Below are 24,499 nucleotides of genomic sequence, written 5' to 3'. Positions count from 1 at the left end.
GCACCGCACGCGCGGCGGCCACCCTACCGGGGCCGAGCGGCTCATACGTCGGTAGGATCGCCGTCTCGCAGAGGGAGTCCGTCGCCACGGGGGTGCCGGAGAGGAACTGTTCATCTGCGTGGAGGGGTTGAGGGATCCGGTGAGCCAGGTCGTCGTCAAGCGCCAACCGCGGGCCCTCCCGCCCGAGGTGCCGAGCGAGGAACTCCGCCTCGAATCGCCCCCTGAGCTGCCGCGCGGCCAGCAAGAGGGCGTTCTGATGCAGCTGCTGCCCACGCTGGGCATGGCTTCGTCGATGGTCTACTTCTTCATGCCCGGCGCCGCGCCGATGATGAAGATCATGGGCGTGATGATGATGTTCTCCACGCTCGGCATGACCGTGGCGATGTTCATCCGGCACCGGCAGGGCTCACAGGGGCAGCTCGCGGACATGCGCCGCGACTACCTCAAGTACCTCGCCCAGACCCGCCGTACGATCCGGCGCACCGCACGGTCGCAGCGCGACGCGCAGTTCTACCTGCACCCCTCCCCCGACCAGCTGTGGTCGATCGTGGCCCAGGGCAGCCGGGTGTGGGAACGGCGGGCGAGCGACAACGACTTCGGGCAGATCCGGATCGGGCTCGGCTCACAGCAGCTGTCCACCCCGCTGGTCGCCCCCGACACAGCCGCGGTCGACGACCTCGAGCCGCTGACGGCGGGCGCCATGCAGAAGTTCCTGGCGACCCAGGGGTCGCTGGAGCAGATGCCGATGGCGGTGTCGCTGCGCGCCTTCTACCACGTGACGGTGTCCGGGGAGCCGGATTCGGTGCGGGGCGCGGCGCGGGCGCTGGTCGCCCACCTGGTCACCCTCCACTCGCCCGAGGACCTCGTCATCGCGGTGGTCGCGCCGCGCAGCGCGGCGCCCCACTGGGACTGGACGAAGTGGCTGCCGCACCTCCAGGTGCCGGGCGCGATCGACGGGGCCGGCTCGCGACGGCTGTTCAGCGACTCCCTCGCGGAGCTGGAGGAGCTGCTCAAGGGGCGCCTGGAGGGGCGCTCCCGGTTCAGCAAGGACGCGCAGCCGCTGCTCGACCAACCGCATGTGGTGGTCGTGCTGGACGGCGGGATGGTGCCGCCGGAGTCGGCGTTCGCGGCGCAGGAGGGCCTTCAGGGCGTCACTGTCCTCGAGGTGGTGCCGGGCGACCTCGACGAGCTGCGCGGCGGTCTCTCGGTGATCGTGCGGCCGGGGAAGCTCGAGCTGCTGTCGCAGGTCGCGGCGTACGACGGCGTCCCGGACCTGCTGTCCCTGGAGGCCGCGGACGCGCTCGCCCGGCAGCTGGCACCGCTGCGGATGGGCGGGGGCGACGACGACGAACCGCTGCTGGCCAACCTCGACTTCACCGATCTGCTGGGGCTCGGCGACGCGGGCTCGGTGGATGTCACGCGCACCTGGCGGCCGCGCTCGGTGGCCGAGCGGCTGCGGGTGCCCATCGGGGTCGGCGAGGACGGCTCGCCGGTCATGCTGGACCTCAAGGAGGCGGCGCAGGACGGCATGGGCCCGCACGGTCTGTGCGTCGGCGCCACCGGCTCCGGCAAGTCCGAGCTGCTGCGCACCCTGGTGCTGGGGCTCGCGGTCACCCACTCGTCCGAGACGCTGAACTTCGTCCTCGCGGACTTCAAGGGTGGTGCGACCTTCGCGGGAATGTCACACCTGCCGCACGTGGCGGCGGTCATCACCAACCTCGCGGACGACCTGACGCTCGTCGACCGCATGCGCGACTCGATCACCGGTGAGCTCCAGCGCCGCCAGGAGCTGCTGCGCGCGGCCGGCAACTACGCGAACATCCACGACTACGAGAAGGCGCGGGCGGCCGGCGCCCCGCTGGAGCCCGTGGCCTCACTCGTCCTGGTGATTGATGAGTTCAGCGAGCTGCTGACGGCCAAGCCCGACTTCATCGACATGTTCATCCAGATCGGCCGTATCGGCCGCTCCCTGGGTGTGCATCTGCTGCTGGCCTCTCAGCGGCTGGAGGAGGGCCGGCTGCGCGGCCTGGAGACCTACCTGTCGTACCGCATCGGTCTGCGGACTTTCTCCGCTGCCGAGTCCCGTACGGCACTGGGCGTGCCGGACGCCTACCACCTCCCGTCCGTCCCCGGCTCCGGCTATCTGAAGTTCGGCACGGACGAAATGACGCGCTTCAAGGCCGCGTACGTCTCCGGCGTGTACCGCACGGGGGTGGCGCCGGCCGACTTCGACGGCACCTCGCTGCCCATCGAACGCCGGCCGGTGCTCTTCACGGCCTCCCCGGTCCCGGTCACCTACACCACCCCGGACCCGGCGGCGCTGACCACCCCGTCACGCCAGGAGGACGACGCGCTGGCCGACACGGTCCTCGACGTCATCGTCCGCCGGCTGGAGGGCCAGGGCGCCCCGGCCCACCAGGTCTGGCTCCCGCCGCTGGACGAGGCGCCCTCGCTGGACCAGTTGCTGCCGCCGCTGTCCCCGGTCGAGGGCCGGGGTCTCACCGCGCCCGAATACCCGCGCCTGGGCAACCTCGTCGTCCCGCTCGGCCTCATCGACAAGCCCTTCGAACAGCGGCGTGACGTGCTCTACCGCGACTTCTCCGGCGCCGCGGGCCACATGCTGGTCGTCGGCGGCCCGCAGTCCGGCAAGTCCACGCTGATGCGCACCCTGATCTCGGCCTTCGCGCTCACCCACACCCCGGCCGAGGTGCAGTTCTACGGTCTGGACTTCGGCGGTGGCGGCATGAGCACCGTCGCCGACCTGCCGCATGTGGGCGGCATCGCCTCCCGCCTGGACCCGGAGCGGGTGCGCCGCACCATCGCCGAGGTCGCGGGCATCCTGGCCCGGCGCGAGGAGTACTTCCGCGCCAAGAACATCGACTCGATCGCCACCTACCGGCGGCAGCGGTCCCGCGGTGAGCACACGGAACAGGGCTGGGGCGACGTCTTCCTCGTCATCGACGGCTGGGCCAACTTCCGGCAGGAGTACGACATGCTGGAAGGGGTCGTGGCCGATATCGCGGGCCGCGGCCTCGGCTACGGCATCCACATCGTCGTCACGGCCTCCCGCAACATGGAAGTCCGCGCCTCTCTGAAGGACCAGCTCCTCAACCGCCTCGAGATGCGCCTCGGCGACACCATGGACTCCGAGTTCGACCGCAAGGTCGCCGCGAACGTGCCCCCGGGCGTCCCCGGCCGCGGCCAGCTCCCGGAGAAGCTCCACTTCATGGGCGCCCAGCCGCGTATCGACTCGGGCAGCGACCCCGACGACATCACGGACGCCCTCGGCGAGCTCATCAGCGCGGTCCGCAGCGGCTGGAACGGCCCGCACGCCCCCCGCGTACGCCTCCTCCCCCGCCGGCTCCGCGCCGAAGACCTCCCCAAGGGCTTCGAATACCCCCAGCACGGCATCGCGATCGGCATCGACGAGACCAACCTCGAACCCGTCTTCGTCGACTTCGAATCCGACCCCTTCTTCCTCGTCTTCGGCGAGAGCGAATCCGGCAAGACGGCTCTGCTGCGCCTCATCGCCAAGCAGATCACCGAACGCTACGGCCCGGACGAGGCGAAGATCGTGGTCGGCGACTACCGCCGCTCCCTGCTCGACGTCATCCCCGACACCCACCTCCTGGAGTACGCGCCGATCGCCTCGGCCCTCCAGGTCCACACCACCGCCCTCAACGGCCTCATGGAACGCCGCGCCCCCAAGCCCGACATCACCCCCCAGCAGCTGCGCGACCGCAGCTGGTGGAGCGGACCGCAGTTCTTCGTCATCATCGACGACTACGAACTCGTCTCCACCAGCAGCGGCAACCCCATGGCCGTCCTCACCGACAACCTCCCCTTCGCCCGCGACGTCGGCATGCGCTTCATCATCGCCCGCAACTCCGCGGGCGCCTCCCGGTCGATGTTCGAATCCTTCATGCAGCGCATCAAGGAACTCGGCGCCCAGGGCGTACTACTCTCCGGCGACCCGACGGAAGGCGACCTCCTAGGCGGCGTCCGCCCCCGCCCCATGCCCCCGGGCCGCGGCTTCTTCGTCTCCCGCAAGCGCGGAACCCCGCTGGTCCAGTTGGGCTGGCTGCCGGACCAGTAAGCGCTCCTGCTTCGCTCACGGCGCGGCGAAGCACACCCAGCACTCACCAACCTCTGCCCCGGGCCGAACTGGCCCGGGGCAGAGCGTTTTTCACGGCGACACGCCCGCCCGGCTACCCGCACGTACGGTCAACTGTCCTAAGCTGAACGTGACTTGTGACTTTGGGTCTCAAACACGCACACCAGGGGAGAGAAGCGTGTCGTTCGACGAGGAGTGGAGTGAACTTCGCTCGCAGGCAGCGCAAGGACAACCAGCCCAGATGCGGCTCAACCACGTCGATGACGGAAGCGGCGGTCGGGGCCTCCCAAGCGGCGGCGGGTCGACACAGCCGGACCTGAGCGTGAAGAGCGACGAGCTCGGCAGGATCGGGCACGACGCGTTCCTTCTGTACGACAGGATCATGTCGGACGGGGGCTGGGCTCAGATCACCACTCTCCAGGCGTCCACCGACCTCACGGAAGGCCACCTTGAGACAGGGGCGGCACTCAGCAAAGCCGATGAAGTGTGGCACACAAAGCTCGGCACCTTGCAGGAAGCCTGCGCCCACATCTCCAATCACCTCGATTTCTCCGCCAAGTCACACGCCAAAGACGACGCTGACCTGGCCTACACGATGCGCGACATCAACGGCGAACGGCTGACCCTGTCCAAAATCAACAAGTACTTCCACTGAGGAGCTTCAGTGCCATCATTCGAGGACCTCTATCACCTCAGGCTGAAGTCTCTCAGTGAGGCGGTCGCCGACTGGACAGAGACTGTCAAGAAGCTCAAAACGCTCGCAGAAGAAGCCGACAAAGGGATGTTGGCCAAGGCGAAAGGTGCCGACTGGGCGGGTAAGAACGCCGGCGTGACCAAGCCCTTCATCGAGAAGACCACCAAAGAGTTTCACCACGCCATCGCCGAGGCCACGAGCCGTCGCAATATCCTGCGCGATGTGCACACCGCCTTCAAGGACGCCAAGAGTCGACTTCACTCACTGGTCGACGAAATGCCGGCACATATGACCATCAGCCCCGGCGGCATTGTTGGCCACACCCGCACGGACAGCCTGAGCAAGGACAATAAAGAAGATCTGCCGAGCGCAGCTGAAATCGAGAAGTATCAAGCCCGAATTGATAAGGTGGTCAGAGAAGCGACCGAAGCAGACAAAGCGGCATCGCGGGCTCTCCACACCCTTGTCGATAAGAACCCGTACGACTTTGCCGACGTCCGCTACGACTCGCTTCGCGCAGCCGACACCAAGCTGTCAACTGCGGACGCCAACACGGCTCTGCGTCTTGCTCGCAAGCGTGGGGACTTGTCGAAGGAAGATCTACTCAAGCTGGATCACCTCTTCGATATACATGCGAACGACAAAGTCTTCGCGACGAGGTTCTACGGGCAGTTGGGTCCCAAAGAAGCACTCCACTTCAATGCCTGGCTCGCCACTTCCATAAGCCTGCACGGCGACGCAAGTGAAAACAAGACAGCCGCAGACATTCAAAAACACCTGGGCACCACGCTCGCAGCCGCCACCAAGCACGTCGGCAAGGACGGATATTTGGATGCCAAGTGGGTGGAAGGCCTGAAGAAGGCTGGCCATGAGCGCATCGACATGCGCACCGATGGCACTGGCCTCCTCCACCAAGCCATGCCTTATGGATACCAATCCCTCGGCCCCCTGCTCAAACATGGCAACTTCAGCGCTGATTTCCTCAAGCGGATCAACCACGACATGCTGAAGATGGACAGAGAGGATTGGAATTGGCCAACATCAAGCGATAGCAGGTGGCGCATTGATCTCAACACCGAAAATAATTACGGAAAGTCCCTCGGAGGTGATCCGATCGCCGGACTTCTCGACGCCAACTCCCGAAACCCCGAGGCCGCACAAGATCTATTCAAAAACAAGGACGACTTGAACTACCTGCTGCATTCCCCGGAAGGCGGCCAGCGCCCGAATGTACTGGGTCACGCTCTCGAGTCGGCCGTATATGGGTACCGCTACGATGCCGAAGCTCCACCGCTGACAGCTCCGGAACGCAACAGCGCTCAGGGCCACATCATGCGGAACGTCATAGAGGCGATCTCTAAGGATGCTTCTCTCGTCAACAAGGAAATTGGAGATAGTTTCGGCCGCATGGCCGCCGCTTACATGCCGGAAGTCAATCGATCGATTGCAGGCGGGGGCAAATACTCCATAGATGTAATTTTCCCAACGAGTAGCCCTGCTGATAGGTTCAACGAAGCTGACACCAATCGGTTCCTATACGCTCTCGCGCGGGATCCAGATGCTTACGCCGCGGTCACCTACGGACAGAATGCCTACGCCGCCACTCTGATGGAATATCATCTGATTCACCCCGAAGCATATGATGGAAAACCCGAGGAGGTAATCAAGGAAATCGCAATAAACACAGGGCACGTGCAGGGAGTTTTGGGCCACTCTCTGGCCGACGCCGCAAAAACCGATGCAATTGACGCTGACAAGGCTACGAACGAGGGCTTCCAGCGCCAATCCCAGTGGGCCAATAGTTTTTGTTCCGCAGCTATCTCTACGGGTTTTGCATCCCTCACGCCTAACGATCCCACAGGTGGCGCGCTGGGCGCACTCGGGAGTGGCTTTGTGTCAACGGCAGCCAGCCAAATAATCGACAACATTAGCGGTGCTCGAGAGATTGACACCAGAGATGAAGCCGTTTACCGTACCGGCCACGATTTGGCTAGCTCCAAAGAATCTGCAATTAGTTCAACCCAATGGTCGGGCCAGGAAGCGCTTGCCGCCCACGATTCATCCATTCAGAGAGGATCAATGGACCTACTAATCAGCGAGGGCGTGAGAGAGGGATGGGGCTGGTCGAACGACAACTTGGATGATTACGAAAACCGTCCATAGCGACCCATGGATCGAGACAGATGAAACCGTTCCGAAGCCTCTCAAGAAGAGCAATGATCCTTGTAACGGCTCTTCTCTCAGTCGCTGCGATTGCCCTTGGGGCAAGCATCTACGTGTCTTTCTTCCAGAAAGACGGCCTGGACAAGTTGCCAGCCAAGCCTTGCCGTGGCGCTATCTCTCGGGAGACGATAAAGAAAACCCTCCAGGACACCGAGAGCGTCAACTTGCGGAATTTCCAAACAAAATCTGGCTTCACCTTCTGGGAGGCAACATGCAATATATTTACCCACGAAAAGTCGGGCATCCATGTTGAAGCAAGGGTTCGGGACACAACATTCGATGGATGGATCGAAGATGAGAAAAGAATGGCGGGCGACGACGGCAAAGCGATCCAGTTCGAGGCAGGCAGAGGCGCCATCTCCTGGCCACACAGATCGATCATGTATGTGCAGTGCAATCCAAAACTGGCAGACCGTAAGCCCGTAGGGGAGTTCGCTCTCATGATTGAGACCCACGTACGAGGTAGTATGCGCATCGACGGGCAAGAGCTGAGGCAGCGACTCGCCAACATAACGATCCAAATGGCCAGTTATGCACGAAAAGCGGTCGACTGTCAAGAAAGGTCTTTTCTGCCGACCCCATCAGATCATGTACTTCCTGCCTGATTAACCGTCACCTTCACACATACCTCACTGGCGATAATGTCCGGTCCGAGCTGATGGTTGACAGTGGCCGTGATCGGCTCTTCTGTACGCGTCGTTGCGGCGTGTGGCAGGAGGCCGGGACTGGTACCGGTGGAGTTGTCGGTTGTCGAGCAGAGGCATCGGGCGGTGCTGGCGGGTGTGACAGTGACGGAAGTCGCCGCTCAACTAAGGAGATCGCGACAGACGGTTAGCGGCTGGAAGTCACGGTATGCCGCCTCGGGCCTGGCGGGGCTGGCGGATCGCTCACGCACGTCGGTCTCGTGTCCGCCTCAGGCCTCTGCCGAGGTAGGCGGCGGTGTGCGAGCTGCAGCGCGAGTATCCCGGTTGGGGCCGCGGCGGATCGCGTATGTGTTGGAGCGGGCAGGGACGGTCGATCCGGGTGCCGTCCCGGATGACGGTGTATCGGGCCATGGTGCGGCATGGGCTGGTGGAGCTGGGTGCTCAGCGTCGGCGGCGGGCGGATTACAAGTGCTGGCAGCGGGATCGACAAATGCAGTTGTGGCAGATGGACATTGCCGGCGGGGTGTTGCTGGTCAATCCGGTCGCAGGGGGCTGACCGAGACGAAAATCGTGACCGATGCGGACGATCATTCCTGGTATCGCCTAATCGCGTGACACGGCAGGCAAGCAGACCCACGCCACCGCACCTGACCATCCCACGACCGGAGACCGCGCCCACCAGGGCACCCGCATCGCCACTTGATCCGCAAGACCCACACGCTCCTCTACAGCCCGACCCTCATCTGGAACACGGAAGACCGCCTCACCAAAGACGCCACCCCGAAGAGTGGACCTGGATAATCGAGCGCGAGGTCGATCCCGCCGACACCCGCGCCAAGCTACTGCGGGTAACCGGCGTGGGCGCTGAGCTGGCGCCGACGCGCGATGGCCGCCGTCGAACAGGGTCGTCGCGTTCCCCGTCGCCGAGGTAACTGTCATCCGTCAACGGGTGGACCTGATCCGGCTCCAGAAGGGTGATGCTGAGCAACTACTGGGCCAGCCCGCTGCGGCCCTCCCAGTGAGCCGTCAGCAGCACGCGGAGGTCCTCGGACACAGGGTGGTCACCCAGTCGGTAACACGAGTACCGCGCCATCCCGTCATCCAATCTCGCCATGCGGCAGGGATGCCGGATCCCGTCAACTTCACCTCAGAGGCAGAGGCATCCCGCCTTGGAGGAGTCTCCTTCAAGATCGAGTGAGCCACGGAAGCGCGTCGAGCGGCAGGATGATTTTGCACCACACCTGCTTCAGGTCCGCGCCGATGCGGTGCCATCCCCAGCCGGCCGTCAGCGCCGTGACCATGAGCAGGCCTCGCCCATGTTCACCGAGATCAGCGTTGGGATCGTCGGCGAGCCGCGGGTGCGCATACGGCAGGTAGTCGCCGACCAGGATGCGCAGGCTGGGCGGGCAGTAGGCCGTCTCCTCGCAGAGGATCAAGTCCAGCGAGGCGAGGCCACCACCGTGCCGCAGGGCGTTTGCGCACAGCTCACCCACAACGGATTCGGCCTGGAAGGCCGCCTCGGGTAGGCGCCACTGTTCGCGGACCCATGACGCAGTTCTGTGTCGCGCGTGCGCCACGACACGGTCACGGCCCAGTACCGGGCCCTCCCAGCCGACTCGCGTCGGTGGGCATCCGGACAAGGTTGGGCGAGAGGGCGCGCCCATGCGATCACCTCGCAAGAGGGTTGGTGGCGAAGGAGAGTCGCGTACACAGCACACACAGGCTGTCACGCAGGGCAACCATGGCACTGCGGTACGCATCGAGGCAAGCTAGTCGGGAAAATTGCCCGACTAAGTTGCCAGGCACGTCCTCCGGTCACCACACTGAACCCATGACATGGAAGAAGAGCGTGAAGCCAAAGTCCGTGTACCGCCGTCAACTTGCTGTTCGCTTGCGGGAGCTGCGCGAGGACTCGGAGCTGACACTCGCCGAGGTCTCAGACCGCGTAGAGGTCAGCGCCGGCTCGCTCAGCCGCATCGAGACCGGCGATCGGGGCACCACCCCCGTCCTCGTCAAGGCACTTCTCGACTGTTACGGGGTCAACGATCCAGCAGGGCGCGAAGACATCCTCGACCTGGTGCGGGCGGACCAGGCCCAGAAGCGACCGTGGTGGAAGAAGTACGCCGCAGTGGTCAACACGACGCAGTACGGGGGCTACCTGGCCCTTGAGAGCAGTGCGGTTTCCCTGCGCAGCTATGAGCCCCTGTTGGTGCCGGGTCTGCTGCAGACCGAGGACTACGCGCGGGCGATCATCACCGAGATGCGAAGCGACCTTGCTGCGCGTCAGACCGAAGCACTCGTCAAGGTCCGTCTGCGACGACAAGAGCTTCTCAGCGGAGAGGCAGCACCCAAGCTGTGGGTCGTCATCGATGAAGCCGCCATCCGCCGCCACGTCGGATCAGCCGAAGTGATGCAGCAGCAGATCGAGCACCTGATCGGGGTTTGCGAACATCCCCGCATCACGCTGCAGTTCCTCACCCTTGAGCAGGGTGCGCACGCAGGGCTCTACGGCTCGTTCGTGCTCATGGATTTCCCGAACCCCACTCCCGAAGTAGTGTGGGTTGAAAACCTGACCAACTCCGTCTGCTTCGAGGATCCAAAAGATGTCGACCGCTACGTCGACGTCTTCGACCATCTACGGGCACGTGCGCTAGGTCCTTCGGATACTCAACGACGGTTCCGCAAACTCATCAAGGAGCTCGAATAGTGGGCATAGGAACCCCGAGCCCGACACCTCACGAGCTGGACAGTCGCCAATGGCTGAGAAGTTCGTACAGCGGCGGGAACGACAACTGCATAGAAATCTCGACAGTCCAAGGGCGAATAACCCTCCGGGACTCCAAGCGCCCGGACCTGGCCCACACCTCATTCAGCGCTGCCGCCTGGCGCGCCTTCGTCTCGGCTGCCGCGGCGGGCACTCTCGACTGAGGGCACAGAACAAGAAGCGCCCTCAACTTAACACTCCGCTAACCCACAGCACGGACGCGATGACTTAAGGTCCAGGCCAACGCCAGGGCCGCAGGCAACTCGTAACCTGTGAATGAAGTTCAACCCGGAACCCGCGTAGACGAACTCGCGTCTAACCCCGTAAGTTTCCCCTTCGGACACTCCTGGTTCGAGCCTCCGGCACTCGGCGTAATCGTTACGTCATCCTCCGCAAGGAGAACCGGTACAGGCAAGGGCCGAAGCACACAAACCGACCGATCGTTCGACCAGTGTGCCCGGAAAGGGGTGAATAACAAGGCATCAGCATGCTAACTTCGGAAGGCTAATCGCCGTACGCGACGCGCCACTTGAAGCCTAGCCATGGGGGAATCATGACCTTTGAGGACGAGTGGTCCAAGCTCCGCACCGACGCTGCGGCGGGGCAGAAGTCCACCTACATGCGGCTTAACCAGACCGACCCCCCTGGCCCGAGTCTCCCTGGATCGCTCAACCTGAAGTCCAGCGCATCCAAGAAGAAGAGCGCCGTCAAGGCCCTGGAAGACGATGTCCAGCCGCAGACGAAGACGGCCGGCGAGTGCGTCGACGAATCAACCGAGAAGGCCGAGAAGGAGTTCAAGGACTGGGCCACCGGTAGTGGGATCACCGATGCCCTCAAGGGGTGGCACACCTCCGTCAAGGCGCTTCAGGCGCGCCTCACGCAGGAGAAATCCGCGCTGAGTGGGACCAACAAGTATTTCCTGACCAATGACTTCCTCGTCGGGTCAGATCTCACCACGGCCGTTCCGCCCACCCAGTCCTCGGACAACATTCCGTTCTCGTCTCGCATCTCGGACTACTACCGCTAGGGGGGCTCGTTGCTCACGTACCACCAGGTCATGACCATCGACCTGTCCCTCCTCGAGACGGCCGCCACCAAATGGGACGAGGCCGCCAAGAAGTTCGAGGCAGTCCAGAAGATCTACGACAGCAAGGTCAAATCGGTCTCGACCGACGGAAGTTGGTCCGGTCAGGCGTACTTCGTCGCGCGCCCCAACATGCAAGTGACCCACGACCAGTTCACCGCGGCGCCCAAGGAGGCCCGCGCTATCGCCTCGATCCTACGGGACGCGCACAGCCAGTTCGTGGAGCTGCGCGGGAAGGTGAAGTCCGCGGTCGCGGACGCGGAGAAGGCCGGGATGAAGGTCTCGGACGCCGGCATTGCGAGTTACGACTACTCGAAGGCCAGCGCGACCGCTGCGAATGCCGCACGCCATGACCCGGATCTGCGCAATGTCGAGCAGTCGTGGACCCGGCACATCGAGGCGGCGGTCAGAGCTGTCGACGACGCGGACCAGGGCGTGAAGCTCGCGCTCAAGGCAGCCGTGGAGGACCCCAATCCCATCGACGGCGCGGTCAACGGGTTCAACAACAAGGCTGAAGGCGACATCGAGAAGGTCGAGGGCAAGGAAGCCGAGGAGCTCGCGACCAGAATCAACTCCGGTGACAAGCTCAGCGACAAGGAGATGGCCGAGTTCAAGCGGCTGTTCCGGGACAACGAGTACAACAAGGCGTTCAGCCAGACGTTTCTGGACGGTATCGGCCCCAAGGGCGTCATCGATCTGAACCTCAAGTTCAACGATCGGGCCAAGGGCGACGCTGAGAAGGACTTCCGCGCCCTCCAGGAAGGCGTCGCCACCTCGCTGGCCACCGCGACCAAGTCACCCTCCGACCCCTTCTACAACAAGTGGCGCGAGGGCCTGCGCAAGGCGGGTGCGAGGGACTTCGACGGGGGGACGGTCCCGCTCTTCGGTTATCAGTCGTTCGTGGAGCTGATGACTCACGGAAAGAATTACGGGAAGCAGTTCCTGACTGACGTCGGCAACGACATCATCGCCCTGGAGAAGAGCGACAAGTACGGGACCGGCCGGTGGGCCATGTGGCAGGGCGCCGGTTTGGCCCCCCACAAGGGCATAGCGACCGACCCGCTCGACAGCCTGCTCGGCATCATGAGCCAGCAGCCGAACGTCGCGACATCGTTCCTCGACCCCGGCGCGGACGGCAAGAACGATCACCTGAAATATCTACTCAAGGATCGTGACTGGCCGACAACGGCCACGCCCAGCAGCATATCGGTCCACACGTCCGACCTCCCTTTCAATCGTGTGGGCTTTGGCGCGGCGCTGGAGGCGGCCGCCACCGGGGATGTCCCGGGCGCGGACCACGTTCTCGGCTATCACACTGAAGCCGAGTCCCGGGTGATGCACGACACGATCACGATCCTCGACGACGGTCGCAAGGGAACCCATATACCCGACAACCTGCGGACGAACCTGGGCCGCATGCTCGTCGACTACACGCCCGAAACCCATGAGATCCTGACCGGCACCGGTCCATACATGGACAAGGACGGCGTGTGGCACGACGGCACGGGTGGCAAGGACTCCCATATGTCCGTCCCGAAGGAGAGCCTGACCCGCATCATGCGTGGTGTGGCGGATGACGGTAAGGCGTTCGGCGAGATGTTCGAGGCCGAGCGGTTCTACGCCGCTGGGACTCTTTCCCAGACGGACTTCGCCAACCCCAACGAACGTGCCGCGGCCATCGAAGGGGCTTCGCACGCCTTCGGTTTCTACGACGGCATCAGCTCCGACATCGCGCGCGACAAGAAGAACGACGCCGTCTCGTTTGCCAACCATGCCCAGACGGCCGAATTCGTCATCACCGGCGGTATGCAGGCTGCCGCCAGTGCGCTCAAAGGCCAGCCCATCGGGTTCATCTCGGATGCCGTCTACCGCATCCTCTACGCGGGGGCCTATGACTGGAAAGAGGACCAGATCGCTCAGGCGAACGCTGCGGCGGCGCAGGAGACCGAGTATCACTTCACCACCGGACAGAAGCAGGTGAACCACTTGGTCTCGGGCTGGGCCCAGGCGAACGGCCACGGTGTCGACACCGGTCTGTCACGGCATCTCGTCGGCTCCGGGCAGGAACGTTACGACAGCGCACGGACGGAGGCACTGATTTACCTGGACTGATAATCAGGGAGCCGACTCGCTCCCTCGTGCTGATCTACCGTCATCTGACATGCTAATGGGGTGGGCAGCGGCTGTAGCCGCTGCCCACCCCATTAGGCGTTAACACCCTCAGTAGCTGATGTCGAACAGCGTGGAGGCCTTCTTGTCCGTGGCCTGGTAGGCCATGCTGCCGTCACGAATCTTGGCCGCGACCTGCTTGAGGGTGGCCTCGATGTGGGTGGCCCTGGCGTTCCACTGCTTCTCAGCAGACTGCATCATCTGGTGGGCCTCACCCTCCCAGCCGTCGGTGACTCGCTTGACCGCGGCAAGGAGATCGTCCATCTGCTTGCGAACGACCTTTGCACCGCTGTCGATGTCGTTGGCGGTCTGCTCGACCGATCCGTAATGGACCTTGAGGTCCTCTGCTCCGGCCACTTCTCCCCCACTCTTTGGGTTGTCGTGTGTGCTTTGTCGATCGCCCGGAATGCCAAGGCACCCGAATACCGGGCCTGAATTACATGTAGCTGTCGATCCGGCTTTCGGTGCCGGCACCGAGGCCACCGACGTTGCTACCCGCCACGAGGTGACCGCCTGCGGCCGCGCCGTTGACGTCGATGCTCTTGAGCTGACCGGCGATGTCGTCGTCGTTCGTACCACCGATGCGCTGGGTCATGATAACGGCCTCGTTGATGCCGTCGAGCAGTCGACGGCAGGCATCGTGGTCGTCGTTGAGGGCCATCTGCGCCTGCTTGAACGCATTGGCGCCGCCACCGGTCCAAGCCGCGTCGACCGTGGCGATGGCGTTCGCCAGAGTGCGCAGGTTGGCCGAGAGCTCCTGGCTTGCCTGCGCAAGGGCCTGCTCGAAGGAGTTGAATGCCGCGCTATCAAGCCGCTGTGTGCCAGCCATGTTCCACCTTCCCCCATGAATTGTTGGCGAGTTGACATGGGGTTTCGCTCTTCAACTCACCGCTGTGCGCGAACCCCTTGGGGTTCATCGTACTGCTTTTAGGTGTCCTACACATTGTAGTAAGCGTCCGCAACACCTCGCTCAGCGTTCACGCTTATTTCATTTGTTGAACGAGAGCTAGGTGCTCGACAGCACCCCGGCTCCCCAGGGGTGTCTTGGCGGAGTACCCGGTCCGGTACGCGGCAGTGACGGCTCGTCATAGGCCGGCCGATGCACTGCCGCGGCGGCGGACAAGCGCGATCGCGACGGCCGCCGCTAGGAGAACGGCGATGCCTGCGCCAATGACGATCCAGAGAGTACTGTTACTGTCGTCGTTTTTCTTGGGCTCCGCGATGGTTTCCTTGTCGCCCTTTTTGTCGTCCGTGGCCGTGGGTGTCGACTGTGGGTCGGCGCTTGGGGACTTGGAGGCGGAGGCCGATGCGGAGGGGTCTGGCTTTGTCGCGCCTTCGCGGGCCAGGAGAGGGTTGACGTTGGCTGGGCCGGGGTCTCCCTCGCCGTCCAGGAGGACCTTGCGGGGGCGGATGGTTCCGTAGCCGACGTAGGAACTGGGAACTTCACCGCTCTTCGGCCTGCCAGCGGTCTGCATCATGACGCGCAGGACCTGATTACTGTTCCATTTGCGATGTTTGGCCCAGATGAGAGCGGCAGAAGCCGAGGCGATGGCGGTGGCCTGGCTGGTACCTCGCGAACTGCAGAGCCCCTCGGACTTCGTACAGTGGGTGACCATATTAACCCCAGGTGCCGCCAACACAACTTGATCGCCAGCGGTAGACCACCTGGGCGCCGTGCCGTCGCTATCAATCGCACCTACACCAACAACCCCGGGAATCCCGGCAGGAAGTTCGATCGGATTTCCCTTATCACCGCTATTGCCCGAAGCGGCAAAGATCAAACTCCCTTTTTTAATTGCGTGTTGAACGGCTGCTTTTGTGAGAGGGAACCGTTCCGGGAGAGCGATTGCCCCTGACGAGATGTTGATGACTTGCACATCGTGATCAGCAGCGTACCGAATAGCCCTACCCATAACTTCGTCAGCAGTGTCTACCCTGTCATCTGGCACGTTCCTGATGGGAAGAATCTTAGCTTTCGGAGCGAGCCCCTGAATCCCTCCACCAGCACCCGTACCAGCAATCAGCGCAGCCATGTTGGTGCCATGACCGTCCGAGTCTTGACGAGGGTCCTTGGGCTTTGCGGCGGGGTCAGTGCCCTGCAGTACCTGGCCTCTCAACTCCGGTAGTGAGGCATCGACGCCTGTGTCAATGACAGCGACGGTCACTCCTTCTCCTCGACTCGCCTTCCACATGTCGTCCGCTTTCATCGCGTCGAGGTACCACTGTCGCGAGCGAATATCCTGTGCCTCCGCAGGAGGTGCGATACCTCCTGCGGAAACGAGTACGGCACCGGCCAGCGCCAAAAGGGCCCGACGCCGTACCCCGAGGGATGAAAGCAGCATCTAGTGGTTACTCCTCGCGTGAGCAGCTTTTCCGAAGGCTATTCGATAACCGGCGGGACCGTGTTACGCCGGCCGCCGGACCAAGTTTCCTCATCCTCTTCGAGGTAGTCCGGCCTGGCCCCGGCGTTGCGCCGGTTTTCGTGCGGAAGAGCCGAGGAGTGCGGTGCCGCCCCAGGGCCGTGGCTCCCACGCACGAGCCCCGAACCTCCCTGGGTGAACTCGGAGCGTCCCTCGCGCGGGACCCGCGGCCCTCCTGTGACACCCCCAGGCTCCGACGTCAAACGTCGGCCCGAGCTTGTGCCGCCAGGGGTGTGCGCACTGCCGTCGACCGGGTGGACTCCCGCGCTCAGAGGCCCACGAGGCAGAACATTGCGCTCCTCCCCCACAACCATGCTGCGCGGCAGACTCCGCCCAGGCGGGTTGGTTCCTTTCGGGCGGTCAACCATGCCTCCGGGCTCCGTCACAAGTCGTCGTCCGGGAGCGTTGGGGCCGGTGGAGATGGGGCCATGGTGCATGTAACCGCCAGGTCCGACAGGGCCACGGGTCATCGGGGCGTGCGGTTCTTCGCCGACCACCATGCCACGCGGAATCCGGGGCGCGTTGGTCGGCCCGACGTTGCGCTTCCCTCCGACGATTCCATCGTTCGTCGGAATACGCGGAGGCATACTCGACGGCCGTGGTGTGGTTGGTGCGGTCGGGGGCAGCTTGCCCAACTGCCCAGGTCCGGGGACCGGTGTGGTTCGGCTGATAGGCGGAGCAGTGGGGATGACCGGCCGCGGCCCCGGGAGGCCAATGACCGGGGGCACCTTGGGGCCATTCGACGGGACGTTGGGAACATCCTGCAATGGAGGAAGAGTGCTGGGCCTATCGATCGCGTCCGGCACTGGCGGGGTCTTGACGGAGTCGATAGCCGTGTTGGTCGGATCCGGGACGTCCACCCCGGGGACCACGCTGCCGCCGTTCGGGATCACCGGCGTGTGAGGGCTCACATCGGCAGGGTGTATGGGCGCGGCCTTCGGGCCCAGGACAGAGCGGTCAGCAGCAGACAGCACCGATGCAGACGCAACGCTATTTTCGCGGCCCGTCGCGTACGGCTCGGTTCCGGTCCCGGGAATTACGCGTTCGCCGCCAGCATCACGCGGGGCAAAGCTGGTCGGCAGAGTTGGGAAGTTTGGCCCCTCTAGGTCGCCAATAAGCCTCTGCGCTGTCGTGTAATGCGAGTCCAGCGCCTCGATCTGCCTGATGGCCTCTTCGCGCTCTTTCCGCCGAGCCGCGTTCTCTTCCACGTAGCACTTATCGGGCGGATCGGGCATGCCTCCCTGGACGAAAGCCAGCCCTGTTGCAGCGGCGGACATGTTCTTACCCACCAACATCGTATAGGTAGCCAGTTTGTGGGTCTGCTTGGACAACTCCTCGACCCAGCCACGGAAGGCATCACCTCCCTCGCCGTCCCAGATAACGCGCTCAGCATGCGCCCGCATCTCGTCCGCGATACCGCTTATGTCATTCCATGCTTTATCCAGCGCGATACCGACATCGCTCATCTTGATCGGGTCAGCACCCTGCACCATGGCATATAGCTCAAAGTGACTCGTGTGGTCGTACTTCCCCATCTGCCCCTACCCCCTTATGGTCCATCGCTGGAGCGACTGCCGTGCTTATCCTTCGCCGTCGACTTGCCAGTGGAGGGGTCGCGGTAGTACTTCTGGGCCTCCGCCTGGATCTCCTGCATGCGGCGCCTCTGCTCGGCGTCAATTTCGTCGTATCCGTTTTCAGCGATCAGCGCCGCAATGCCCATCGCCTCAATCTGGTCACCGAAGGTCTTGGACCAGGCCTTGATGCTTTCATGAGCGGTATTGTAAAGCTCGTACAATTTCTGAGCCGAATCGAGATCGCCGCCATAGACGCCCCTGGAGAGGGTCTGCGCGTCAATAGTCGTTTTAGCCGCAGGCGACTTCTCAAGTTCGGACAAAACTTCATCAATCCGACCCTTGAACTTCTTCAAGGTCTCGGCCTCTTTGGCCATGCGTTTACCGAACGGCGACTCAACCGAACCGCCCGGATCTGGTGGCGTCTCCACCGCGTCCTCCCCGTGTGACACCGACGATGCCCTGAACCACTCTAGCGATCCCGCCGACGTGGCCCAACTATCATATGGTCAAAGTAGATCGACGAGTCTGTAACAGATCGCCGCCCAGCGGACCCCACACATGCACCGCTCCGTCAGCCATGGACCTAGCTGCCGCTACGGCGAGCATCGCCCCCCAGTGGCTCCTAAGGTTCTCGCTGGTAAACCCGCCCTTCTCCTCTTGGGTGAAGCGCCCCGTCCCAGTTTCAACCTTTCTCGGCGATGCTTTCGTAACGCTTGGTGATCTTAGCTCGGATGATTGACGACACCGTGGACGCCGTCAGCCCATCGGATGACAGCACTGAAACACCACGCCTTGGCCCGACGAGTTGACCGCGGGTGAGCTTATGGCCGGTTGAGGGAAGCTGGGCCCGGCGTTCTGGTAGCCGAGGTCGGCCAGGGCGGGCAGGTGACAGCATCTCGGACAGTCGGCTGTGGGTGTCGACCAGTCTGCGGCCGCAGGTGCAGGTGGTCTCGTGTTCGCGATCCGGGTGGGCCGCGAAGATCTACGACAACCGACTGCCCGGCGTAGATAATCCGTGCGTTCCCCCGCGCTGCTTGCGCCTGCCAGACCACGGCCGATGGGCACTGTTGCGCCCGCCGGCCACGGCACGGTCCGCGTGGATCGGGAGGGCCGTCGAGGTGGAAGGCGACCGAACTGCACGCTCCAGGGCGGTTCCAGCGCAGTGGACAGATCCTTTGTGGTCGGCCATGGCATCCAGGGTTCCGGGCAGGTAGCGGTTACTGTCAGAACACAGGCATTGCCGTCAAACTCCCGCCATTCACTAGGAATACGCGGTTTCCTGAACCCATCATCGCCCAGTCGCCGCGACCCTCCCCAGTGTAGGTCCATGCCGGTTTGCCTGTGTCCTTGTGCAAGACCGCGATACCACCCGAACTGGTGATATGTTCTTGCGCCCAGATAGACCGGCCCTGGATCACAGGAGGATGGTGCGGCGGGATGACATCACCGAAGGAGTGTGTCCAGTCAGCTTCCCCATTCCTCCTGTCGCGACGACTGATCTCCGCGCCGTCCAGAGTGTAGAGGGCATCACCGTCGAGCGCCGGTGCACCCCAGCCTCCCGAGTTCTTCCCCACCTCGCTCCTGGCAGGCAAAGACCACACCTCTCGCCCGTCCTGAAGCTTACGGGCCGTCAGGGATTTCCCACCCAAGTAGACCATGCCTTTGGAGATGGCGGGAGCGATGGGCTCGATGGCCATCGCCTGCCCTGGCAGGGTCCAGACTTCCTTCCCTGTGCGAGTGTCGAGTGCGACCACCTTGCCGTTCTGCCCGCAGACAACCAAGCGTCCGCTGCCCGCGGCGGCCTTGGGCGGATACGAAGATGCGCCGCCCTCTACAGGTATCGGAACCGTCCAGCGCATGGAACGCGAGGCGATGTCGAAGGCGCGCAGAAGGTTGAAACCGCGACGTATCAAGTCGGTCGAAGCCGCGAAATAGACGCTCTCGGCGTCCGCGGCGATGACATGGACGGCGTTGGCGGGGGCCGTCCACTTCTCCTCGCCTGTAGCACTGTCGAGGGTAAGAAGCTTTCCCTCTGGGTCACCAGTTATAGGGCCAACCGTCACAACGAGTTCGTCGGAAGGTGCGACGTATTGCGCGCGCCAGCCAGCGTTCTCAGCGCCCCATTTGCGCGTCCCGTCGATCACGCTATAGGCGCCCAGAGTACTGCTTCCTCCCTCTTGCACCAGGACGAGATCCCGTACAGGCATGGGCTGGATAGCGAGCGGCGAGGGGCCGTTCTGCGGCCCCCACAGCGACGACGGCGCCGTACCGTCCTCGTACTCCGAAGCCGTTAGACGTTTCGCGTCCCACGGCTTCGGCGGTGCGGTGCTCTCTGCTTCAGTCGGTCGGGCCTTTCCCGATCCGCCGTCCCTGGACAGCAGCCACCATGCGACTCCTCCTCCGCCCGCTGCCAGTACGGTGCCGCCACCCGCCGCGAGCGCGGTGATGAGACGGCGTCGGGGGAGCTCGGAGGGAGTACGTACTCTGGGAGGAGAGCCGATCAACTGCTTCGCGGCTGTCTCGCGCCGCTTGATTTCAGCGGCCAACTCGCCGAGTTGCCAAGCCTTTTTAGCACTGGCCTTGGTGCCGGGCGGCGGGGCGAAGACGGTAATGATCTGCTTGAGCAGGGGGCGGTGAGCCGGGTCTTTGGCGAGACACGGGGCGACGAGCACGCGTATCGGCTCCGTCACCTCCGACAGGTTGGGCTCGCCGTGCACCACTTGGTACTGCACCGTCGCTGCGTGTTCTCCGTCGTACGCTCGCTCTCCGCCTGATACGTACGCCAGAACCGCGCCCAGGGAGAAGACATCGGCGGCCGGGCCGACGCGCTGCCCCAGCACTTGTTCCGGTGCGCCGTAACCGGGTGTGACCGGTATCTGGCCGGTGATGGTGAGGGTGAGGCCGTGCTCGGGGCGCGCGATGCCGAAGTCGATGATGCGAGGGCCTGAGGACGTCATCACGACGTTGGACGGCTTGAGGTCACGGTGGACGAATCCTGCGGCGTGAATGTCCTGAAGCGTTTGAGCAAGGGCGGCGCCCAGTTCCCGCACCCCGAGGTCGTCAAAGGGGCCGTGCTCCTCGATGACCTGGTCCAGCGTCGGGCCCACCAGGAATTCCGTCGCCATCCATGGCCGGCCTCCCTCGATCCACGCTCCGAGGACACGCGCGACACCGGAACTGGTGACGGCCTGCGCGACCTGCGCCTCGCGGACGAAACGCTGAGCCATGTTCTGGTCGTACGCCAGCTCCGGACGGAGCACTTTGACCGCAGCAGCCCGGCCATTGCCGTCCCGCCCTAGGTAGACCCTGCCCATACCGCCATCGCCGAGCACGGCGACGAGGCGGTACGGGCCAAGGCGAAGGGGGTCGCCGGGACCGAGAGGGTTCATGGGGTGAATGTCTCCCTGCTGATTTTCCGGATACCGTGAATAAGTCGGGTCACTCGAAGGGGATGGCGCACACGAAATCGCCGCTCATCCACACGAGGGTCCCAGCACGGTCATGGGCCACGAAGGTGCCGTCGAAATTGCCGGGGACGGGGAGGGTCCAGGCAACTTTGTGCGTACGCAGGTCGACAGCGCTGATCTTCGCCTTTCCACCGACAGCAACGTAGGCGTATTTCTTGCCGATGAGGGGCGTGACATCGATATTGGGCATACCGCCCAGGCTTGCCTCCCACAGCGGCTTGCCGCTGTTCGCCTCCACGGCAACGAGTCCGCGGCTCCCCTCGGTTACATACACCACACCGTCCTTCACCGCGGGTCTGCCATACGGGCGTGTGCTTCCCTTGATGGAGCCTTTGTCCCGGCCTTCGCCGAACTCCCAGGCTATGTCTCCATCGGAGAGCCGGAACGCGTAGAGCTGCCCGGTCCCGAAGTAGACACGTTCGTCGTCCGCCACGAGTTGGCCGGGGCCGAGGGAGGAATCGTAGTCCAGACCTTTCCTAGGAAGTTTCCATGACCAGCGCATCCTGCCCGTGCGGGTGTCCCAGGCTCCGATCGCGTCCTGCTCCTCCGTGGGGACATCGACCATTGGCCAGGTGAGGGCCAAGCGCGTCCCGGCGGCGTTGGCGACGAGTCCGCTGTTGGGGGGCTTTGGGGAATAGGATCCCGTGAACGGCTGGCGCCATAGCTCCTTGCCGCTCCGGAGATCGGCAGCCAACACATGCCAGCCTTTTACATTATCCGCGGACGACTTACCTCCCTTTCGAATTCTGGCGGCCAAATAGATCACTCCGTGAGCGGCGGCCAGCGGTTGCGCTTGCTCCGTGCGTGACCCGTAGAAGTCCCGGAACCGCCCTATCAGACGCTGCGGACTACCGTTCTTGAGGTCGATGGAGTGGATTGACAGCCCTTCCGTAGAAGAAACTTCGGGGGTGAAGGCATAGGCCCGCTCGCCATCCGAGACGAGTTGCCAGGAGACCCACTTACGGATCCAGCGCTCTTCGCCGGTCTTCGCGTCCAGTCCTCTAAGACCGTTGTCATCCATCACCAGGATCAGGTCCCCGACGGGCGTCGGGGTGAAGGTCTCATCCGCGCTGTTGACCTCCGCCCACCACACCGCCTGTGACGGGACGTTCGACGGGCGCCCGGTGGAACTCGGCCGTGGGCCGGCGGTGTCACCCTGCTCTCCCCGCCGGGTCAGCCTGGCCCACGTCCCGACGCCCGCAGCAGTCGCGCCAAGGACCGAGCCGCCGGCGAGGGCCAGGAGTTTGCGTCTGGACATGCCGGGCCGAGGAGACGCATCCTCGGCGGCACCGGGTGGTGCGGGCAGCCGTGTGGGCTGGATCTGCCACACCTCTGTGGCTCTTCGGCCGATCTCCGCGAGGGCGGCCTCGGGTAGGTGGTCGGTGAATTCGGATTCCTCATGGTTCAGCCGATCGGCGAGTTCGGCCATGCCGGGGCGGTGAGCGGCATCCTTGCTGAGGCAGCGGGTCAGGACCGGCAGCAGCCCGGCGGGGACGCCGCCGAGGTCCGGCTCCGCGAAGCGGACGCGGTAGAGGAGGTCGGCCGGTTGGCCGCTGCCGAAGGGGCCGTGGCCGGTGGCCGCGAAGATCAGTACTCCGGCGAGTGCGAACACATCGCCCGCGGCGGTGTGCTCCCCGCCCATCGCCTGCTCCGGCGACATGAAGGCCGGGGTGCCCGCAGTCACCCCCACGCTGGTGAGCCTGTCGTCCCCGATGGCCCGCGCGATGCCGAAGTCGATGACCTTCGGCCCGAAGGCGGTGATCAGGATGTTGGAGGGTTTGAGGTCGCGGTGCACCACGTCCGAGCTGTGGAGCTGCCCGAGCGCGGCGCAGAGAGCGGCGCCAAGAGCTCGTACCGACCGCTCCGGGAGCGGGCCGCAGAGGGCCACCGTGTCGTTCAGCGGCGGGCCGAGTACGTACTCGGTGGCCAGCCAGGGGACGGCCGCGAAGGGGTCGGCGTCGACGACCTCGGCGCCGTACCGCGCGCCCATGACGCGGGCGGCATCGATCTCGAGCTGGAACCGCGTGCGGAACGTCGCCTCTGAGGCGATCCGCTCATGCATGGTCTTCAGCGCGACGGTGCGTCCGCGCGGCGAGCGGCCCAGATAGACGGTGCCCATACCGCCACCGCCCAGCCGGGCTATGAGCCGGAACGGGCCGAGCTGCTGGGGATCGTCATGGGTCAGGGGAAGGGCCATCAGGTCGGTCCACGGTGAGGGCGCGGGCGGCGCGCGGGTGTTATGAGGCGGGAGAGACGGGGAAGCCGGTGGAGGCCGGGGGCGGGTACGCCGATCCGAGGGCCGCCGGCGGGTACGGCTGCGGGGCTGGGATATGGCTCACCATGCTGTCCGCGTCCAGACCGCCGGCAGGGGCATACGGGCTCGGTGCCGCGGCCTCCGTGGCCAGGAGCTCCGCGGACTGCCGGGCGAGTGCCGCGATGACCCGTCCCGGCAGCCAGCCGGGTCCGAGAGCCGCGGATGCCCGGCTCACCGCGCCGTCCAGAACGGTCCCGTGTGACGCGAAGCCGGACCCCGTCATCCCGGCGATCGCCTGTGCGGGCAGCAACTCGTCCAGCAGCTGGGCCGCCTGCGGCCTGGAGGCCGCGTCCCGGGTGAGGCACAGCGCGATCGTCCTGCGCAGCCCCTCCGGCAGTTCGCGCCGTTCGGGGACCAGATGTCCCGTCGCGGCGTACGCCAGCACCGAGCCCAGGGCGTAGATGTCGCCCGGTGGCCGAGGCCGACCGCCCGCGATCTGCTCCGGAGGCAGACTGCCCGAGGCGAGCCCCGGCAGTCCCGATCGCTGCTCACCGTCCGGGCCCGCCGCGCGTACCGCGCCGAAGCAGGTCAGCCGGGGGCCGTCGGCGGTGAGCAGGACAGTGGCGGGTGAGAGGCCGGCATGTGTCACGCCCGCCGCGTGTAACGCCGCGAGGGCCTCCGCGAGGGAGGCACCCAGCACACGGACCGTGCGCTCCGGGAGAGGGCCCCGTTGCGCGGCGAGCGCCTCCGTCAGTGGTAGCGCGGGAAGGTACGGCGAGGCGTACCAGGGGGCTCCGGGCGTGCCGCCGACTTCCGCCACGGGTGCGATCCAGGGCCCGGGCAGCCCTTGCCGGGCGGCCGCCGCTTCCACCGCGAAGCGCCCCGCGTCCACGCCGGGCAGCGGCGTGCTGATCACGACCGTACGGTCCCCGCCCGGCAGCCATGCGATGAAGCGGCGCTCAGGGAGCGGCACTTGGCCGCCATCCGTATCGAACCGGGCGACGACGTCATACGGTCCGATCCGCCGGGGGTCGTCCGAGCGCAGCGGTTCCATGGATGACGATTCCCCCTTCACGGAAACCAGCGGAGCAA

At 64.5% G+C, this 24,499-nt stretch carries 17 protein-coding genes and 1 pseudogene; 10 read left to right on the top strand and 8 right to left on the bottom strand.

Annotation, left to right across the window (positions count from 1 at the left end; all coding sequences use genetic code 11):
* Positions 1-139: 139 nt before the first annotated feature.
* From eccCa to ABTY62_RS45265, 5 genes and pseudogenes are all read left to right on the top strand, one after another.
* The gene (gene eccCa, locus ABTY62_RS45285; RefSeq protein ID WP_352135240.1) at positions 140-4,096 is read left to right on the top strand and encodes a type VII secretion protein EccCa; all 3,957 of its coding nucleotides are present in this window, start codon (positions 140-142) and stop codon (positions 4,094-4,096) included.
* A 196-nt stretch (positions 4,097-4,292) separates the two neighbouring features.
* Entirely contained in the window at positions 4,293-4,769 is a 477-nt protein-coding gene (locus ABTY62_RS45280; protein ID WP_352135239.1) for a hypothetical protein, read from the top strand.
* 9 nt (positions 4,770-4,778) lie between these two features.
* Positions 4,779-6,971, top strand: coding sequence for a hypothetical protein (locus ABTY62_RS45275; protein WP_352135238.1), 2,193 nt, complete (start codon positions 4,779-4,781; stop codon positions 6,969-6,971).
* A 20-nt stretch (positions 6,972-6,991) separates the two neighbouring features.
* On the top strand, positions 6,992-7,636 hold the full coding sequence (locus ABTY62_RS45270; protein ID WP_352135237.1) for a hypothetical protein: 645 nt from the start codon (positions 6,992-6,994) through the stop codon (positions 7,634-7,636).
* Between the two features lie 120 nt (positions 7,637-7,756).
* Positions 7,757-8,287 (top strand): annotated as a pseudogene (locus ABTY62_RS45265) (helix-turn-helix domain-containing protein); the annotation flags it as partial.
* A gap of 572 nt (positions 8,288-8,859) precedes the next feature.
* Here ABTY62_RS45265 and ABTY62_RS45260 read toward each other — a convergent pair.
* The gene (locus ABTY62_RS45260) at positions 8,860-9,252 is read right to left on the bottom strand and encodes an ATP-binding protein (protein ID WP_352135235.1); all 393 of its coding nucleotides are present in this window, start codon (positions 9,250-9,252) and stop codon (positions 8,860-8,862) included.
* Positions 9,253-9,506: 254 nt separating this feature from the next.
* Here ABTY62_RS45260 and ABTY62_RS45255 point away from each other — a divergent pair, with 254 nt between their 5' ends.
* From ABTY62_RS45255 to ABTY62_RS45240, 4 genes are all read left to right on the top strand, one after another.
* Positions 9,507-10,382, top strand: coding sequence for a helix-turn-helix domain-containing protein (locus tag ABTY62_RS45255; protein ID WP_352135234.1), 876 nt, complete (start codon positions 9,507-9,509; stop codon positions 10,380-10,382).
* Positions 10,382-10,603, top strand: coding sequence for a DUF397 domain-containing protein (locus ABTY62_RS45250; protein ID WP_352135233.1), 222 nt, complete (start codon positions 10,382-10,384; stop codon positions 10,601-10,603). The genes ABTY62_RS45255 and ABTY62_RS45250 overlap by 1 nt, the downstream gene beginning before the upstream one ends.
* Before the next feature lie 389 nt (positions 10,604-10,992).
* Positions 10,993-11,466, top strand: coding sequence for a hypothetical protein (locus tag ABTY62_RS45245; protein ID WP_352135232.1), 474 nt, complete (start codon positions 10,993-10,995; stop codon positions 11,464-11,466).
* Positions 11,467-11,496: 30 nt separating this feature from the next.
* Entirely contained in the window at positions 11,497-13,635 is a 2,139-nt protein-coding gene (locus ABTY62_RS45240) for a DUF6571 family protein (RefSeq protein WP_352135231.1), read from the top strand.
* Positions 13,636-13,743: 108 nt separating this feature from the next.
* Here ABTY62_RS45240 and ABTY62_RS45235 read toward each other — a convergent pair whose 3' ends face one another.
* The 3 genes from ABTY62_RS45235 to ABTY62_RS45225 all read right to left on the bottom strand — a co-directional run bounded on the left by ABTY62_RS45235 (position 13,744) and on the right by ABTY62_RS45225 (position 16,034).
* Positions 13,744-14,049: a WXG100 family type VII secretion target gene (locus tag ABTY62_RS45235; RefSeq protein WP_352135230.1), complete on the bottom strand. Its 306-nt coding sequence runs from the start codon at positions 14,047-14,049 to the stop codon at positions 13,744-13,746.
* 79 nt (positions 14,050-14,128) lie between these two features.
* On the bottom strand, positions 14,129-14,521 hold the full coding sequence (locus tag ABTY62_RS45230; protein ID WP_352135229.1) for a WXG100 family type VII secretion target: 393 nt from the start codon (positions 14,519-14,521) through the stop codon (positions 14,129-14,131).
* Between the two features lie 256 nt (positions 14,522-14,777).
* Positions 14,778-16,034 carry a S8 family serine peptidase gene (locus ABTY62_RS45225; protein WP_352135228.1) on the bottom strand — a complete coding sequence of 419 codons (1,257 nt, stop codon included), beginning with the start codon at positions 16,032-16,034 and terminating at the stop codon, positions 14,778-14,780.
* A gap of 1,214 nt (positions 16,035-17,248) precedes the next feature.
* On the opposite strand from ABTY62_RS45225, the gene ABTY62_RS45220 reads away from it, so the two are divergent.
* Positions 17,249-17,614 (top strand): hypothetical protein, encoded by a 366-nt coding sequence (locus ABTY62_RS45220; RefSeq protein WP_352135227.1) that lies wholly within the window; start codon positions 17,249-17,251, stop codon positions 17,612-17,614.
* Between the two features lie 47 nt (positions 17,615-17,661).
* Here the strand turns inward: ABTY62_RS45220 and ABTY62_RS45215 are convergent, their stop codons facing one another.
* The 4 genes from ABTY62_RS45215 to ABTY62_RS45200 all read right to left on the bottom strand — a co-directional run bounded on the left by ABTY62_RS45215 (position 17,662) and on the right by ABTY62_RS45200 (position 24,461).
* A complete protein-coding gene (locus ABTY62_RS45215) occupies positions 17,662-18,114 on the bottom strand; it encodes a DUF2563 family protein (RefSeq protein WP_352135226.1) in 453 nt (150 codons plus the stop codon).
* Between the two features lie 795 nt (positions 18,115-18,909).
* Positions 18,910-21,075 carry a protein kinase domain-containing protein gene (locus ABTY62_RS45210; protein ID WP_352135225.1) on the bottom strand — a complete coding sequence of 722 codons (2,166 nt, stop codon included), beginning with the start codon at positions 21,073-21,075 and terminating at the stop codon, positions 18,910-18,912.
* A gap of 49 nt (positions 21,076-21,124) precedes the next feature.
* Entirely contained in the window at positions 21,125-23,350 is a 2,226-nt protein-coding gene (locus ABTY62_RS45205) for a protein kinase domain-containing protein (RefSeq protein ID WP_352135224.1), read from the bottom strand.
* 40 nt (positions 23,351-23,390) lie between these two features.
* Positions 23,391-24,461, bottom strand: coding sequence for a protein kinase family protein (locus ABTY62_RS45200; protein WP_352135223.1), 1,071 nt, complete (start codon positions 24,459-24,461; stop codon positions 23,391-23,393).
* Between the last annotated feature and the right edge of the window lie 38 nt (positions 24,462-24,499).

Source organism: Streptomyces sp. NPDC097640, from assembly GCF_040302705.1.
Lineage (GTDB): Bacteria > Actinomycetota > Actinomycetes > Streptomycetales > Streptomycetaceae > Streptomyces.
Note: the sequence above shows the minus strand (reverse complement) of the source record. Positions and strands in the feature narration are given on the sequence as shown.

Excerpts from the sequence above, each read along its gene's own strand:
- ABTY62_RS45270 (WP_352135237.1), top strand. The coding sequence starts at position 6,992 with ATGAAACCGTTCCGAAGCCTCTCAAGAAGAGCAATGATCCTTGTAACG.
- ABTY62_RS45255 (WP_352135234.1), top strand. The coding sequence starts at position 9,507 with ATGACATGGAAGAAGAGCGTGAAGCCAAAGTCCGTGTACCGCCGTCAA.
- ABTY62_RS45245 (WP_352135232.1), top strand. The coding sequence starts at position 10,993 with ATGACCTTTGAGGACGAGTGGTCCAAGCTCCGCACCGACGCTGCGGCG.
- ABTY62_RS45240 (WP_352135231.1), top strand. The coding sequence starts at position 11,497 with ATGACCATCGACCTGTCCCTCCTCGAGACGGCCGCCACCAAATGGGAC.
- ABTY62_RS45230 (WP_352135229.1), bottom strand. The coding sequence starts at position 14,521 with ATGGCTGGCACACAGCGGCTTGATAGCGCGGCATTCAACTCCTTCGAG.
- ABTY62_RS45225 (WP_352135228.1), bottom strand. The coding sequence starts at position 16,034 with ATGCTGCTTTCATCCCTCGGGGTACGGCGTCGGGCCCTTTTGGCGCTG.
- ABTY62_RS45220 (WP_352135227.1), top strand. The coding sequence starts at position 17,249 with ATGCGAGTCCAGCGCCTCGATCTGCCTGATGGCCTCTTCGCGCTCTTT.
- ABTY62_RS45210 (WP_352135225.1), bottom strand. The coding sequence starts at position 21,075 with ATGAACCCTCTCGGTCCCGGCGACCCCCTTCGCCTTGGCCCGTACCGC.
- ABTY62_RS45205 (WP_352135224.1), bottom strand. The coding sequence starts at position 23,350 with ATGGCCCTTCCCCTGACCCATGACGATCCCCAGCAGCTCGGCCCGTTC.
- ABTY62_RS45200 (WP_352135223.1), bottom strand. The coding sequence starts at position 24,461 with ATGGAACCGCTGCGCTCGGACGACCCCCGGCGGATCGGACCGTATGAC.